Below are 14877 nucleotides of genomic sequence, written 5' to 3'. Positions count from 1 at the left end.
TACACCGTCTCATCCTATTTCAATTAATTATCGCTTTATTTTACCCCACAAACTTGGGTTAATCATTCCGGAATTAAGGTCTTTAAAAATATCCCGCGCTTCAATCACCCATTCATCGTCCGCACCTGAAGTAGTCGCCCCCATAACGCGAACACCCTCGTCAAGTTGTGTTAATGTATCAACACCAAATACAATGTGCTCAGCGGGACACATAACATCGACGAATCGGAGCGCACACTCAACCTGTGTCAAATTATAGCGTTTAGTGAGAGCAATGAACTGTTCGAGGTGGGAAGAGAAATAAGAAAGATGGCCTGGTAATTCACTGGGTTGCATTAGCAAAAGACCCTGTAGGAACGGGCTGCGAGCGAAGATGGTGATCTTATTATTTTTTGCAATATCAAAAAAATCGGTACGGTGGAGCCGTTGATCAAATACATTGTAGGGAACCTGCACATAATTTACACCCAGCTCAACAGCCCGCAATGCGTCTAATTCGTTATAGACAGAAACCCCGATATTTTTCACTAGCCCAGCATCTTGAACCTTTTGTAGTCCATCCATCATGTGATCAAAATATATATAGTGTGGCGAATGGAACAAATAACCATCGAGAGTTTCCACCTGAAGTCGTGCGAGAGATTTATCCAATTCCCGTCGCACAACGTCTACGAATTTTATTCCATCAGGGTAATCATTTATAGCGTCTGGTTTCATCTTAGAAATTAACTTAACCCTGTTAGCCATAGATCGGTCCTGCACCCAAGCACCGATTACATCTTCGGATGCGCCATAAGAATGCGCAGTATCAAAAGTGTTTATATGGACAGAAAAAGCTCTATCCAAAATAGAAAAAGACTCTTCCTTTGAGGGTTGCCCATGAGAATTATGAAGTCCATAATTCATGCCAAGCTGTGCTGTACCAAGTACCAATTTATTTTTCCCCAAGGTCATACTTTCAATTTATTCTCGGCTTCTTCATCCTCCCTTAAAGACTTTGCTAAACCCTCATAACCAGTCCCGCCTTTATTTATCTCCAAAATTTCCTGATGTTTTGTAAGTAATGCAAGAATATCCTCTCTGTCGAAAAAAGGATTGGTTGGGTAAAGTCGTTCAAAAATTTTCGTTACAAAGTCAAAGTCCGCTTGAGTGTCAACCGACCAGTGCATAGAAGAATTATCAGAATCACCATCGCGCAATGATTTACTCGTGAAGCGGTCCGAATGATTCTTAATAAAAAGGGAAACGTGTTCACGCTCCGAAGGTAGTCTAGCTTCGTGAGCCATTTCTTCAAGCGTGGAAAAAGTAAAGATCTCCACATCAAGACCTTCGGGATAATTGCTTGGTGTACTGCAATAGTCGAATATTTTTCTCGATTCTTGAAAACTATCAATGACCAAATCAATCACCGCTGGATCCATAAGGGGGCAATCCCCCGTAAGGCGCACTACCATGTCCGCACCCACTTCCTTGGCCGCCCCATAAAACCTATCTAATACGTCCCGTTCGCTACCACGAAAAACCATGACGCCACATTTCTTCGCCAATCGGACCGTTACATCATCCTCTGGTTTTTCGGTTGTCGCAACGATTATCACATCAGGCCTTTTCGCACGCTTTACTCGCTCAATCATTCGCCCAAGCATCGACACACCCAAGATTGGCTTTAATATCTTGCCAGGCAATCTTGTTGAACCCACTCGTGCTTGGATGATTGAAGCGATCATGATGTTAATTGAGCCGAGAAAACCCGGTATGGGCTACAGGGCTCCTGAGTCTCTTTTTCAATGTTCCAGTATCAAGGGTATCCTTAATGTAAGCAAAAACTCTGTCTATCGCTTTTTCATACTTATCCAAAAAAATGTCGGTGTGGGCATACGAAGCAAAGAGCATGTTGGTTGCTAAAAATCCCCTCTGTAACATTTCCTGCACAAAAAGTGTCTTCAGTGCCTGACTATCCTCACCGTATTTAAAAGAAAAACTTCTCAGGGGCGGGAGGCCACCGGTTGCGATGGCAAGGTTGTGTCGTGTTGCCGCATTAATCCAAATCTCCAGAACACGTTCCCCCACCTCCTTAAGTCGTCGAGAAACATTTAATTTTTTCATTTTTTTAAGAGTCGCCAGAGCCGCGACAGGCCCAATACGTTCCGTCCAATTAGTACTTGAAATAAAGGTGGTCTGTGTTGCCTGCATAACTTTCTTATTCCCGATAATTGCCGCCATGGCATAACCATTACTAATCGCCTTAGCAAACACGGCAATATCTGGATTCACACCACAGAGCAAGTGAGCGCCACCATATGTCATTTTAAAGCCAATTGTAATCTCATCGAAAATAAGGACAGCGCCCACCTTGTCTGCCAAATCTCGCACTTGATGCAAAAAATGATTCTTGGGCTCCTCTCCCTTCATTGGCTCCATCACAATTGCCGCAAGTCTACGCCCCTGTTCTGCTACGATTTTTTCCAATTCCTCAATCGAATTATAGTGAAATGGAAAGAGTGTTCCCTTAAGACCACGCGGCACACCCTTCGGCTCAAGACCGGGAAGCAGGTGGCCGTCGAGCTTGTCATCATCAGATAAATTTGCTGATAAATACCAGTCCGACCAACCATGATAACCACAAAAAGCAATCACATCCCTGCCCGTTGACGCCCTCGCAATTCGGATGGCAATTGCCATCGCCTCTCCTCCAGAACGTGCATAACGAACCATATCAGCCCAAGGATGGATTTTACACAACAGTTCGGCAAGTTCAACTTCTTCTGGCGCATTGAGAGTAGACGCGACACCAGTTTCTACGGCCCTCTTTACGGCGCGATCAACATCAGGATCACCGTAGCCAAGAAGACACGCCCCAACACCCATAATAGACATGTCAACAAAGCGGTTACCATCTAAATCCCAGACCTCAATGCCTTTTGCTTTTGAGTAATAGGAAGGCCATTGTTCAGGTAAAAACATTTCACTTCTTTTTGATAAAAGTTGATTTCCACCAGGTATAAGACCTTTCGCTTTCCGCCAAAGCTTTTGTCCCCCGCCTTTTCTGAAATCTCTCTTCATAATGAAGCAATTATGTTCTTTAGTGTAACTGAAATGAATTTCTGCTGTTGAAAAGTTATCTTTGGAAATAGCGGGATGGATATTTCTGAAGCAACAAACTCTTCCGCATTTGGGCAAGACCCTTTTTTATAACCCAATCTCTCGTAATAGAGGTGGCGATAAATCGGAAGGTGATGAACCTGCACACCAATTCCGGCCTTGCGCATCTTAGCAAAAACTTCATCGCGCCTATTTGCAATAGATGGAGACAGTCTAACAGGATACAGATGCCATGCCGACTTTTCATAAATACCCTCAACTGGTGGAATGATGATGTTACTTACTCCGGCAAACAACTTACGATATCGATCCGCCGCAAGCTGGCGTTTTAAAATAAAAGAATCTAGACGTTTCAACTGACTCCAACCAAGCGCCGCCGACATCTCTGGCATGCGATAATTAAACCCAAGTTCTTTCATCTCCTGGTACCATTCCCCGTTGTTTTTTCGTGAAAATGTTTTTACATCTCTGCTAATACCGTGACTACGGAACAGGCGCATTGCCTTGTCAAATTTCTGATTATCGGTGACAATTACTCCCCCTTCGCCCGTGGTAATTGACTTCACTGGATGGAAACTGAACATGGTCATGTCGGCTTGAACCCCCACCAATTTTCCACCGTACTTTGATCCAAGCGCCTGCGCGGCATCTTCTATCAAAGTTATCCCATGTTTCCTTGCCAATAATCGAAATGCCCGTAAATCAACCGGTCGACCAGCATAGTCAACGGGGACAATTGCCTTAGTTTTATTTGTTATTTTTTTGATAGCATCAGCGACACTCATATTGCCAGTCACGATATCAGAATCAACAAAAATTGGCTTCGCATTAAGATACAGGGCCGCGTTGGCCGTGGCAGCAAACGAAAGAGCGGACACAATAACCTCATCACCACCACCTACACCAGCAGCAAAATATGCTGCGTGAAGTGCGGCAGTACCAGAATTGAACGCTACAGCAAAGCGCACACCAACCTTCTCTGCAATAGCTTTCTCAAATTTAACCACCGCTGGACCCTGGGTCAACCATCCCGAGCGTAACACCCTCACAACCGCCCGAATATCAGACCCATTAATATCTTGGGTGGAATAGGGGATCATTTGTCTCTTATCGTTTTTTCTAGACGAGACACCATTTGGAGAAGCGCTTTTGAAGACATCTGCCTAGCACCCTCATTGCTTGAAAAGTGAAAGTCTGTCGCTAGCGGCTTACCTTGTTTCAAAAATTTCTGAAGTCCTTTCTTCTGTCTCAACGAACTGACATTTTCGGGCAAGACAACAAAATGTTCTTTGAGTTCAACCGCGTGACGCGCTTCCTCCTTCGTCAATAAAACTTCGTGCATTTTCTCTCCCGGCCGAACGCCAACAATGTTACGCTTAGCACCAGGCGCCAGGAGATTAAAAACATCAGTTAACTTCATTGCTGGAGCCTTAGGTATAAAAATCTCTCCTCCTTCCATCGCATCAATCGCAGCTAGGACAATCTGGAATGCCTGTTCTAAATCCATCCAGAAACGAGTCATGTTCTCGTGAGTAATATGAACGGTATGAGCCCCCTTCTCTAGAACTAATTTTTCAACGATACTTCCCCGGCTACCAACAATATTTCCGTAACGAACAGCACTGAAACGTGTATCTCCATTAGCACTGTAGGAGTTACCAGCAATAAAAAGCTTCTCCGCGCACAACTTCGTGGAACCATAGAGATTAACTGGCATTGCTGCTTTGTCGGTCGAAACCAAAAGAACTTTCTTTACACCCTGATCAATCGCCGCCTCAATTACATTTTGACTGCCGAGAATATTGGTCTTCACCGCCTCAAAGGGGTTGTACTCAAGTGCTGGCACCTGTTTCAAGGCAGCCGCATGCACAACAATATCAACCCCCGTGAAAGCACGTCTAAGCCTAGATAGATCACGGACACAACCAATAAAAAACCGCAAACGTTCATCCTTCATTTCTGCGGCCATTTCTGATTGTTTCAACTCATCACGAGAGAAAATAATAAGCTTCTTTAGCTTCGAATTCGCAAGAATATATTCAGAAAAATTCCTGCCAAAAGAACCAGTCCCTCCGGTAATGAGGACGGTTTTACCGTTAAGTTGTTGGGTACTCATCACAGAATTAAGTATACACAAAAATACCACCTCAACAAGGGAACGAGAGCCCCTATCTTTTCGCAAGCAACTTAACAGTTTTCGCTACTCGCTGAGAAGACTTTCCGTCAAAAGAATACCCCCCGAGAAACTGTTCCTGACGCAACAGAAGATCGTCACGATATGCCTTGTCTGTGAAAATACGCGAGACCGCAAGGACAGCCTCTTCTGGGTTATAAAAAATAGGGATTAACGGTGCGTAGACATGTGCATGATATGAATCAAAAAATTTCCAAGGATAGAGAACGAGCGGCCTTCTCGTTAAGACGGCCTGATAGATCACCGTTGAGTTATTACAAACAACCGCGTCGCTCGCAGATAGAAGCGCAAAGATATCTTCGCTAGCAGATACGACCCAATCGCCTCGAAACAATTCGTATAGATATTTCTGGGTAACAGCAACATCTCTACGAGCACGACATTTAAAAATTATCTGCAGACCGCTTATTCTGTCCTGTATTTCACGGACCGACTTAAAAAAGCTGGCAAGCTGATAGGAGTCAACCGCCGACGCAAAGTTGTCAGAAAAAGGAACAGCCACGAAGAGAACTGGCCTACGAACATCAAGACCGAGTTGCCTAAATAATTTTTTCCCCCTTTCAAGACCTTGGGCACGCTCATTAATATATTTATCAAAACGCGGTGAACCAACAGCAACGAGTCGATTATGGGCGTGTCCCAAGCGTTCATGCCACAAATTAATATCGGGGCCATAAGTCAACAAATAGTCCGTCTCAAGACGGCTAAATACGGAACGGGGGTCAATGGTCGCCGTCGCATGTTGCAATTCAACAGAGGTTATTCCAAGTTGTCGCGCAACACAGGCCATGAGGAAGAAATAGTGCTGTGGTCCACCGACCGATGCCATTTGAAGCACGATGTCTGGTTTCTCTTCTAGCATAATGCTACGCAGAGAGTCTATATCGGCAACAACCCGTGGCGCATACGTTATAATATGTTCGCAGGCCTCGAGTATTGGGTCCCATTCTAAATTCTCACATATACCAGAAAGATAGTGTGCGATATCTTTTTTTGCATCCTTCCAACCACTTTCAAATTTCTCTGCGATTTTCCTAATTCTGTTTTCGTCCGACCGACTAACTATCCCATCCGAATATCGAACGCGAATACGATGTTTCAGAATTTTTTTCCATGGTATCCTATAAAATTCCTTGCTCTCGAAAAGTATAAGTTCCGCGTCGTCTAAATAAGGTACAACCGAGGACAGGTGTGCCCAATATTCACTGGAATAAACCTTAAAACGTCGCGGGGGCGCGAAACCAATAAAAACATTGAATAGCCACAGAATAAAAATCTTCCACGTGGTTTTAGGAAATACATATGACCGAATTTTTGTGCGATTATCTGTTGTTGTAACCGACAAACCCACCATCCGTGCTGCGTCTATAATTGCCCACGGGTGAAACGCCGCCAAACAGTCTGGTGATGATGATACACTGACGGTGGGGACAGGAATAATCAATTGAGAATCTGGACGATCTTTTTTAAGAACAGAATATAATCTTACATAATAAAATATCCTTGCCAGATAGGCCTGCATTAGTGGTTCTGGCGCTTCGGCAATTCGGATACTCTGGTACTCGAAAAACTTCATGGTCGGTAAACGATACCAGTCACCCGCAATCTGGTGAGAAAGTTTCCACCACTCTTCCTCGCCTCCTTCTCGGTCTGCGAAATCTGTCGCCGAAAGATGTGGGACATTCTTTTTTATCAGTTCCTGTTCAACTAAATAGTCAAAACAGAGGATTGTCTTTCCTCGTCCAGATTGCAAACAAGCTTCGTCAATATGTCTTAATTCCGAGACAACAAATATTTCTTTAGAAAAAATTGACATGATTCTATGTTAGCTTAATTTACGAGAAGCTTTTTTGGCTGCCAATTCAAGGACAAGTGTCGTAAGTCGACGAGAAGAGTCTCCATCAAAACAAAAGTTGTTTCTAATAAAGGAATAAGCATTTTTTCGTAACTCATCACGTAATTCCGGGTGAGAAACAAGCCTCAAGAGGATATCCGTAAGTCCCTGATGGTTAGACACTATGTGTAAAGCACCAGCGTCATGGTACCGAGAAAAATGAAATTCTGTCACCATCGCGTCAACCCGATTCAACACTGGAATGATGGTAGGCAAACCAATTCTAAGCACTTCTAGAATTGTGGTTGAGTAACATGAAATTACAACATCAGCTCGAACACATAAATCGGCGATAGATTCATTCTGCGCTATTGTGTAAGGTATATGAGAAAATGCACGAGCAATAATTGCACGAAGCAACCCGTCATTAGCGGGACCAGGACGCAATTTGACAATAATGTGTTTCTCCTTCAGTTTCTCAACCGCCCTCGCAATCACCTTAAAATATTCTTCGGCACTATACGAATCATATATTTCAAAGGGGCGAATATCAGGCGCAATACAAAGTAATGTTAACTTTCCGCGTGAAATATCCTTGATCTTTTTCTCTTTGAATACCGGATAATTATCCATACGAGGTGAACCAACTTCCCAGATTTTATCTGCCACACAACCAATTGAGACCAGTTCCTTCTTCACAAGAGAACCATAAACTGCAATATATTCAGCAACATGCTCTCGCGACCAAGAACCAGGTCCGAGATATTCTAGTCCATGCTGTAATTCAAGAGACGGGATACCACACATCTTCGCCACCAGTGGTAAAACAGAAAAATGTGTCTGCCCGCTCACACTCGCACGTAACATAACCAGATCGGGTTGTAATTTTTCATACATCGCATATGCGCCCTCGATCTGATAAAGTGTTTTTTCAAGGTTATATACCACATCATCGACCACACCAAGGAATAGAGGGTCGAGGGAATGGCCCTGGAACGAGAAAACCGAAGGGACACCTCCTCGCATCTTATTCCATATATCAATAAACTCTCGTCCACATTCCTTAGCACGCACACACATCTTATGTGTTAGAAAATTTTCAAAGTGCACAAACCGCATCCGATAACGAAGAAGTAGCCGCCAGTTGATACATTTGATCTCTGAACGATCAAAAAAAATACATTCGCCATATTTAAGCAACCTTATAGACGAACCAACGTTTCCCCAATGATCACTTATCAGCAAACGTGGGTGTCGTGACCGTCGTGAAGTAACAACTACCGCATTCCATAAAATCAACAAAAAACCAAAAATCGCCCGTTGGGCCGAGAAAAGTACCGGCCTTAGGGAATCACGAAGTGTGGCGAATGATTTGGGTTGTATAACCGTAACAGAAATACCGCGAATAGACGCTATTGTTTTTGCACAATCTACAACGACATTAATCTCACGTTTGGCGAGGTTGCCAAATGTATTAGATATTTTTTCGCTTGGAGAAAACAGGACCAGACGACTCACCCCCTGATGAGTTTCCAGTATCGAAATAAGCAAATTACTATAGTAGCGCGCTCGCTGAAGATAGGCACGAAACATAAATCTGAACGTGATCAGTAATGGGATCCCGCGATAACTAAATTTTTTCCACCGTTGATCGGAGAAAAATTCCGCCATCATCACGTCTTCATCAATCAATTGATCTGGGAATATCTTTTTATAGCGACCCACCGAAACAAAAGAAATCCCACGTTCTTCTAACTTTGTCTCAATTTCTAAAGAAAGCGCCACAATCAAGTAGTCGGTAACCGTCCCTGGTTGTTCCAACAGGAAACGTTCCAACTCCCCAACCTGTCCCAACTCAGAGAGTAGGGCCAGTGTGCAGGCGTTATCTTTTTCCTCTTGCCTAAACTGATTTTGCATAGTTAAATAACATTCACGACTTGTTCAATCGAAATTTCATTGATACAGTCGGGATAATTTTTAGTTACGTGTCCGCCAATGCACATCTCTTCACAAGAGAACACATTAATTTTAGCCCCCACCCCATATTGGTCACTAAACCACCAATTCCGTCCAAAACACGAGCACATGACGACCAGAGAAACACCGAGCTGTGCCGCGATATGTGCCATACCAGTATCCAGACTCACCACTCCGTGACTTGTGCTGATAAGGCTTATCATCTCCTGGATTGTCACCTCGCCAGCGACAACAACGGCCGGGATATTTTCTACAACAGACAATGCCTCTTCCCTGTCTTGTGTTCCACCACTAATCACGAGCTGGAAATCGGGAAATTTTTTAGATACAGTAGCAAGTAATTTCCCCTTCTTCTCCGGACACATTCCCCGAATAGTGTTACCAGAAAAAAGATGTGCAACTATAAATCGCCCTGTTTCAAGGTTGAACCGTTTAAGAATATTGGTATTTTTAAACGGGACCAGAACGGGAAACGAAAACACTACGGGTATGTCAAACAGGCGCAAGATCTCACGTTCATGCCAGACCACAGATTGATCTTGCCTGACTAAAATGGTTTTAGAAAACAAAAACTTGTTCCAGGTGGAAGAATCACTAAACCCAACTAGTCCACCACGGCGTGCTAACAATCTACCCATTAGCTTGCTTGCGAGACTGAACCTACCGCCAGGCTTACCAGCATATTGTGTTACGACCAAATCACTACCACGATATTTAAGCCACAAGCGAACTATTGCACCCACATCACGACGGTTGGCCTCAATTATTTCTATCCACGGATAAGCGGCAAACAAATCCCGGATCATCGCCCCCCTACCTGCAATCACAATCCCACAACGTGCCCCAGGAAACTTCGCATGAATGTTTTCCAATAAATACTTTGCCATCAGACAATCACCGATCGACGATGCCCGGAACGTTAACGCTTTTTTAATTTCCATACTTGATAAAATTTAGAATCCGCTCCGTACGCTTACGCCAGGTATGCCTTTCTGTCAATTCACGACCCTTCTGTACCTTAGCCTTCGATTCTGGACTGGTATATGCCAAGCTTATGGTTTTTCCCAGTGACTGTGCGTTGTCCGGTTCATACCAAAAAGTCACGCCTTCTCTAAGGATACTCATTACAGCGGGCGTCCGTGAAGACACTGTAGGCCTACCAGCAGCAAGATACTCAAATATTTTCATGGGGGATGTATAAGAGTAAGACTCCTTATTATTTGCGGTCCCAAGTACGATTAGTACGTCCGCCGCGGCAAGCCACGATACTATTTCATAAGTTGGTCTTCCTCCAACAAAATGTAACCGCTCGCCACTTCTACCTGTCACACTTTCATACTCATCACGCCCACCACCAACAACATAAATGGGAAGGATAGAATCTGTGGCCGCATCTGCGAGTATTTCCATGCCTTTCCACTTGTAAAAGCGTCCAACATATAGAGCAAATGACTTATCTAACGGCAAATTAAGTTTTCTACGAGCATCTTGTTGTGAAATAAAATCTCGTAAGGCTGCTTCATCCACACCGTTTGGTTCAACAGAAATACCATGTGGGGAAATGTTAAATTCTTTCGATAAATCATCGGCAATTGGCTGATTTGTTGCAATGATTTTTGCACGCTTAAAAAAAGTCCTTGTCAGAAAGTTGACCTTCTTAACACTGTGCATCTCTGCAAAAACTGGGCGCGGTATACAAATTAGCGGAGCAAAAGAAAATGAATCCATGTCGATTGTGTAGACAACAAACATTTTATCTTTGAACAATCTCACAAATAAATAGAGTAACACCCTGATAATAAATTGTAGCGCCGTAACCCGGTAACCGATTGGACCAAAAAATTGTAAGTCCACCACAGGCAATCGTCGTGTCGGTATCTCACACGTGAGACCATAAAACTGTTTCAGGCTTCCAGATCCCCTGTTTGACACCAGTAGCGTTAGGTCAACACCAGATTCAACCAGCGCTTCACACATTTTTGCCATCTGTATACCATGCGCTTTTTCATTCGGCATACGAGCGTTTGCAACATAATAGATTTTCATATTGTTATGTGTTATGGCTTGCAAATTTTTTTCTTCCCACAACAAAAAACTGTCTCCCGAAAATACGCCACACAATTGGAAATCTCAAGTATACGGCAACAAGAAAGGTCGGGTAGCGTGGTCCCGTTGCCATAGTAAACGGCAAGAATTTGTCTATACATCTTTCTATATCAAACCCCTCAAGATTCATCGCCTCCGCAAGAGATTGCTCGGTTAATGGGACATGGTGATCCCAGTAATCCCAATAAGCACCGGGGGCATACTTGATGTTAGGTCCAATGGCCACGATTCGCCCACCTGGCTTTAAACAACGTATTGCCTCATTAAGTGCTCTTGATAGCGTTTGTTTGTCAGGAAGATGTTCCAGAAAATTACTAGTAAAGACAACATCGAGACTGTCGTCCAGAAGAGGCCACGCATCGGCACAGTTTTGAACCAACACCTCAACATCTTTATTAACCCTGAGAGAAGTCTCTGGATTCAGATCCATCGCGTATTTCTTTGTACACTTAATATTATTCAGAAACTCCCCATACCCCGCCCCCAAGTCCAACACGACACCGCCACCAACCCACTGCTGAAAATATTCCTTAACTAGAATGCGCCATACCTTATCTCTGTACTCAAGGCGACCACCAAAACGAGACTGATATAGTCTTTGCAGTTTATCAGCATTGAATATTTCATCTCGTTGGATGTCGGGTAAGTATCTCATGTCGTAGGACTAAAGACGGTAGATCTCATAGCGAGAGTCGCTGTAAACAAGTACCGCCCCCAAGCTTTCTGGTCTATAGCTTGGGTTAAGTATCTTATCTTTAAGAATATAAGAAACATTGTATTTTTTAAGATACGACCTGATGTTTGGCACGATATCGTTTTTAAACTGACTCTCAAGATCGACAAAAAACCTATCACCAAGAAGACTCTGTGGTGTAGGAGGTATGCCACAATCTTTACCCTTATTCCAAAAAGACAGTAAACGACAAATCTTAATTCCACGCTCAATGGTTTTCGCCGCATGAGGAAAATCATGACGGCCAAGGTAAAGCTCCATTTCTCGTTCAGATTTAAAATCTGTGAGTGCAGGACTATTAAAATACTGCGAGATAAGATACCTTTCACGTATTTCGCTCTCAGGAATCAACTCCAACATGCCAAAATAATTATAAAGGGTGAAATGTCTAGTAAATATAGGCAAATTAGTCGTTAAATAATCGCGTGGCTCACTCCACACAACCACAGAATTTTTCTCTTCGTTTTGCAACCACGAAAATGGCCCGGCGTAGAGCTGTTCAATTTGCCATGCCCCGTGGTCGACATTTCCAGGAAGAAAGGGACGGAAATAGTAGTGGGTATAATACAGACTAACACTAAATAATATCGCAATTGAAATGGTCAGAAGCGCCCGTGTTCTTATTGAAACGAGTGTCCGTCGTCTCCAGAACAATACACCGAAACTGACGGTGGAAAATACGAGCCACGGTAGAATTAACGTGCGAATATGTTCCCCTGTCTCCAGTAGCTTACCAGTAACAAGATTACTTCCCTGCATTAACCAAAGCCCCATTCCACTTATAACAATAAACGTATTTATCGTTATAAGGTTTTTGTCATTTCGTAATTCACGGGCGTTTAAATAAAAAACCACCAATAAAACGAAGACCAGACCGATCCACCCGCCCGAATATATTACTTCAGCCATAGGTAGATGAGTATTTACAAGACCGAGACGACCGACACTTTCCCAAAAATATGGTGATCCGTGTGAAAGCCAGAGTGCATAGAGTAGTACTGGAAGGCCAATAACAACACCGATAATTAAAGAAAGGAGTGTGGATTTCAATAATTGCCACTTCCTACGAGCAAGTGTATAAAAAAGTAGTAGCCCAAGCGTCACTACAGCAACTTGCCAAAGATAAGCAAAAAAATAAAACGTTGCGCCAACGGCAAAACCAAGACAAATAATATTTCGGAGATTCTGTTTACAAATTAGATGTAAGAGGGCGACATAAAACAAAAAATAAAGGGGGTACACCGGCTGAAGATTAACCGGACGCCACACATGCGCATACGACTGAACATAGATAAGAAGGGTGAAAAAAACGGATAAAGAGGGTGGCACTAGCAATTCCCTAAACAAATAATAGAGTGACAAAACAAACAATAAACTCCACAGAATAAAGTTTACCAACAATGCAGAATTGAGTGGTAGACCAAGTAACTGAGGAATCGCATTTACCCACGCTCCAGCAAAAACCACGAGCGGTGGATCATGACGATGTTCAAAAAAATACGGATGACCACCAACAAATCCCCCCTCCACTATTGACTGAACCCGTGCGTAATAAAATGTTTCATCGGTGAAGGTCGGTGGGACCCCTTGCCACTTATCTCCAAGTACAATATAAATATCGATTATTGGTATAAGAGTGAGAGCGAGCGTGACAACAACGAGAACAACCAAAAAGCGATATCTCAACAGAAATCCCTTTAATCTATTCATCACAATTAAGATAGTATACCTTGTCACAAAATTCACTGTTATCTACAGCCAACCATCTTATCAAAAAACAGCCTTTCATGCTATTCTTTGTAAGAATCATAAACGGAAGTTTTCTTATAATTTACCAGTATGCACAGAGGTAAGACCGTAAGTGTTATAATCCCGACTTACAATGAGGAGGGTAGCATCCGTGCCGTCATAAATGGACTTTTTGACACCGGTGTGGTTGATGAGGTTGTGGTAATTGACAACAACGCACTTGGCAATACAAAAATGGAAGTAGCACAAACAAGAGCACGGTTAGTAGAGGAAAGGGAGCATCAAGGATACGGAAACGCCATGATGCGCGGGCTACACGAAGCCACTGGTGATCTTGTTATAACAGTGGAGGGAGACGGTACATTTTTACCACAAGACGTTCACAAATTCCTATCGTATACAGACGACTTCGAGGTTATTTTTGGAACACGGACATCTCGTGCCGCTATTTGGTCAGGAGCATTCATGCCATTTCCAGTTCGACTTGGTAACTGGGCCGTGGCAAAATTCCTAGAGGTTTTACATAATGGGCCCAGTATGACTGACGTGAGTTGCTCATACAAACTTTTCTCGCGCGGAGTTCTCAACAGTATTTTTGACTTATTTTACTTATCTGATGGCAAAGACGCTTTTTCCATTGAGATCATGATCTGGGTAATACGTCGCGGATGGAAACCCATAGAGATCCCCGTTATCTATAAAGAGCGCATCGGTACCTCAATGTACACCGGGGAGAGTGTGGCAAAGGCAGCAAAAATTGGCCTTAAGATGGTGCTCCAAATACTTCGTTATCGCCTGATGTCACTAAGACCCCCTAAAAATGTAGAAACGGTAGACAAAATAACTAAGGAGAGATAGCAGCCCTGCCCCTGTGGCTTGAGCGACAAGATAGTAAACATCGGCGTAATCAACAAGCGCGTACACGATGAATGTGTTTAATAAAAGATTACACGACGTCAATGCGGCATATGATGCGAACTGAACATATGCGCGTTCACGAGAGCAATCCTCAAAGGTCCAATACTTTTGAAGTAGGAAACCAACGACCATTGCAACAAGAAAACTCATAACCGACCCATAGAGATACGGCAACCCTAAAAGATACAGCAAATTAAACACGCCGAGATTGACACTAAGGCCAACTAAGCCAGTGAGAAAAAATTTCAGCCCACGCATAATGCA

At 43.3% G+C, this 14877-nt stretch carries 13 protein-coding genes; 1 reads left to right on the top strand and 12 read right to left on the bottom strand.

Annotated elements, in window-relative coordinates; translation table 11 throughout:
• Positions 1 to 27 precede the first annotated feature (27 nt).
• From IT398_01640 to IT398_01590, 11 genes are read right to left on the bottom strand one after another with little or no spacing between them, the layout of a single operon-like run.
• Positions 28 to 954 carry an aldo/keto reductase gene (locus tag IT398_01640; GenBank protein ID MCC6290750.1) on the bottom strand — a complete coding sequence of 309 codons (927 nt, stop codon included), beginning with the start codon at positions 952 to 954 and terminating at the stop codon, positions 28 to 30.
• Positions 951 to 1727, bottom strand: coding sequence for a glycosyltransferase family protein (locus tag IT398_01635; protein MCC6290749.1), 777 nt, complete (start codon positions 1725 to 1727; stop codon positions 951 to 953). The genes IT398_01640 and IT398_01635 overlap by 4 nt, the downstream gene beginning before the upstream one ends.
• A 4-nt stretch (positions 1728 to 1731) precedes the next feature.
• Positions 1732 to 3063: an aminotransferase class III-fold pyridoxal phosphate-dependent enzyme gene (locus IT398_01630; GenBank protein ID MCC6290748.1), complete on the bottom strand. Its 1332-nt coding sequence runs from the start codon at positions 3061 to 3063 to the stop codon at positions 1732 to 1734.
• Positions 3060 to 4202, bottom strand: a complete 1143-nt coding sequence (gene pseC / locus IT398_01625; protein MCC6290747.1) for a UDP-4-amino-4,6-dideoxy-N-acetyl-beta-L-altrosamine transaminase — start codon at positions 4200 to 4202, stop codon at positions 3060 to 3062. The genes IT398_01630 and pseC overlap by 4 nt, the downstream gene beginning before the upstream one ends.
• A complete protein-coding gene (gene pseB / locus IT398_01620; protein ID MCC6290746.1) occupies positions 4199 to 5218 on the bottom strand; it encodes a UDP-N-acetylglucosamine 4,6-dehydratase (inverting) in 1020 nt (339 codons plus the stop codon). Before pseB ends, pseC begins: the two co-directional genes overlap by 4 nt.
• A gap of 52 nt (positions 5219 to 5270) precedes the next feature.
• Positions 5271 to 7112, bottom strand: a complete 1842-nt coding sequence (locus IT398_01615; protein ID MCC6290745.1) for a CDP-glycerol glycerophosphotransferase family protein — start codon at positions 7110 to 7112, stop codon at positions 5271 to 5273.
• A gap of 9 nt (positions 7113 to 7121) precedes the next feature.
• A complete protein-coding gene (locus tag IT398_01610; GenBank protein ID MCC6290744.1) occupies positions 7122 to 9047 on the bottom strand; it encodes a CDP-glycerol glycerophosphotransferase family protein in 1926 nt (641 codons plus the stop codon).
• Between the two features lie 2 nt (positions 9048 to 9049).
• A complete protein-coding gene (locus IT398_01605; protein ID MCC6290743.1) occupies positions 9050 to 10048 on the bottom strand; it encodes a glycosyltransferase family 9 protein in 999 nt (332 codons plus the stop codon).
• Positions 10038 to 11153, bottom strand: coding sequence for a glycosyltransferase family 4 protein (locus IT398_01600; protein ID MCC6290742.1), 1116 nt, complete (start codon positions 11151 to 11153; stop codon positions 10038 to 10040). The genes IT398_01605 and IT398_01600 overlap by 11 nt, the downstream gene beginning before the upstream one ends.
• Before the next feature lie 4 nt (positions 11154 to 11157).
• Positions 11158 to 11868, bottom strand: a complete 711-nt coding sequence (locus IT398_01595; protein MCC6290741.1) for a class I SAM-dependent methyltransferase — start codon at positions 11866 to 11868, stop codon at positions 11158 to 11160.
• A gap of 9 nt (positions 11869 to 11877) precedes the next feature.
• The gene (locus tag IT398_01590; protein ID MCC6290740.1) at positions 11878 to 13656 is read right to left on the bottom strand and encodes a hypothetical protein; all 1779 of its coding nucleotides are present in this window, start codon (positions 13654 to 13656) and stop codon (positions 11878 to 11880) included.
• Between the two features lie 129 nt (positions 13657 to 13785).
• On the opposite strand from IT398_01590, the gene IT398_01585 reads away from it, so the two are divergent.
• A complete protein-coding gene (locus IT398_01585) occupies positions 13786 to 14553 on the top strand; it encodes a glycosyltransferase family 2 protein (GenBank protein ID MCC6290739.1) in 768 nt (255 codons plus the stop codon).
• Here the strand turns inward: IT398_01585 and IT398_01580 are convergent.
• Positions 14500 to 14871, bottom strand: coding sequence for a GtrA family protein (locus tag IT398_01580; GenBank protein ID MCC6290738.1), 372 nt, complete (start codon positions 14869 to 14871; stop codon positions 14500 to 14502). The two genes, IT398_01585 and IT398_01580, sit on opposite strands and share 54 nt — an antisense overlap.
• Positions 14872 to 14877 lie beyond the last annotated feature (6 nt).

Source organism: Candidatus Nomurabacteria bacterium, assembly GCA_020847275.1.
Classification (GTDB): domain Bacteria; phylum Patescibacteriota; class Minisyncoccia; order Phycocordibacterales; family JACOZG01; genus JADLCI01.
This window is presented reverse-complemented; position numbering and strand designations above follow the sequence as displayed.

Bases quoted from the DNA above. Each gene is read 5' to 3' on its own strand.
- IT398_01640 (MCC6290750.1), bottom strand. From the start codon at position 954: ATGACCTTGGGGAAAAATAAATTGGTACTTGGTACAGCACAGCTTGGC.
- IT398_01635 (MCC6290749.1), bottom strand. From the start codon at position 1,727: ATGATCGCTTCAATCATCCAAGCACGAGTGGGTTCAACAAGATTGCCT.
- IT398_01630 (MCC6290748.1), bottom strand. From the start codon at position 3,063: ATGAAGAGAGATTTCAGAAAAGGCGGGGGACAAAAGCTTTGGCGGAAA.
- pseC (MCC6290747.1), bottom strand. From the start codon at position 4,202: ATGATCCCCTATTCCACCCAAGATATTAATGGGTCTGATATTCGGGCG.
- pseB (MCC6290746.1), bottom strand. From the start codon at position 5,218: ATGAGTACCCAACAACTTAACGGTAAAACCGTCCTCATTACCGGAGGG.
- IT398_01615 (MCC6290745.1), bottom strand. From the start codon at position 7,112: ATGTCAATTTTTTCTAAAGAAATATTTGTTGTCTCGGAATTAAGACAT.
- IT398_01610 (MCC6290744.1), bottom strand. From the start codon at position 9,047: ATGCAAAATCAGTTTAGGCAAGAGGAAAAAGATAACGCCTGCACACTG.
- IT398_01605 (MCC6290743.1), bottom strand. From the start codon at position 10,048: ATGGAAATTAAAAAAGCGTTAACGTTCCGGGCATCGTCGATCGGTGAT.
- IT398_01600 (MCC6290742.1), bottom strand. From the start codon at position 11,153: ATGAAAATCTATTATGTTGCAAACGCTCGTATGCCGAATGAAAAAGCG.
- IT398_01595 (MCC6290741.1), bottom strand. From the start codon at position 11,868: ATGAGATACTTACCCGACATCCAACGAGATGAAATATTCAATGCTGAT.
- IT398_01590 (MCC6290740.1), bottom strand. From the start codon at position 13,656: ATGAATAGATTAAAGGGATTTCTGTTGAGATATCGCTTTTTGGTTGTT.
- IT398_01585 (MCC6290739.1), top strand. From the start codon at position 13,786: ATGCACAGAGGTAAGACCGTAAGTGTTATAATCCCGACTTACAATGAG.
- IT398_01580 (MCC6290738.1), bottom strand. From the start codon at position 14,871: ATGCGTGGGCTGAAATTTTTTCTCACTGGCTTAGTTGGCCTTAGTGTC.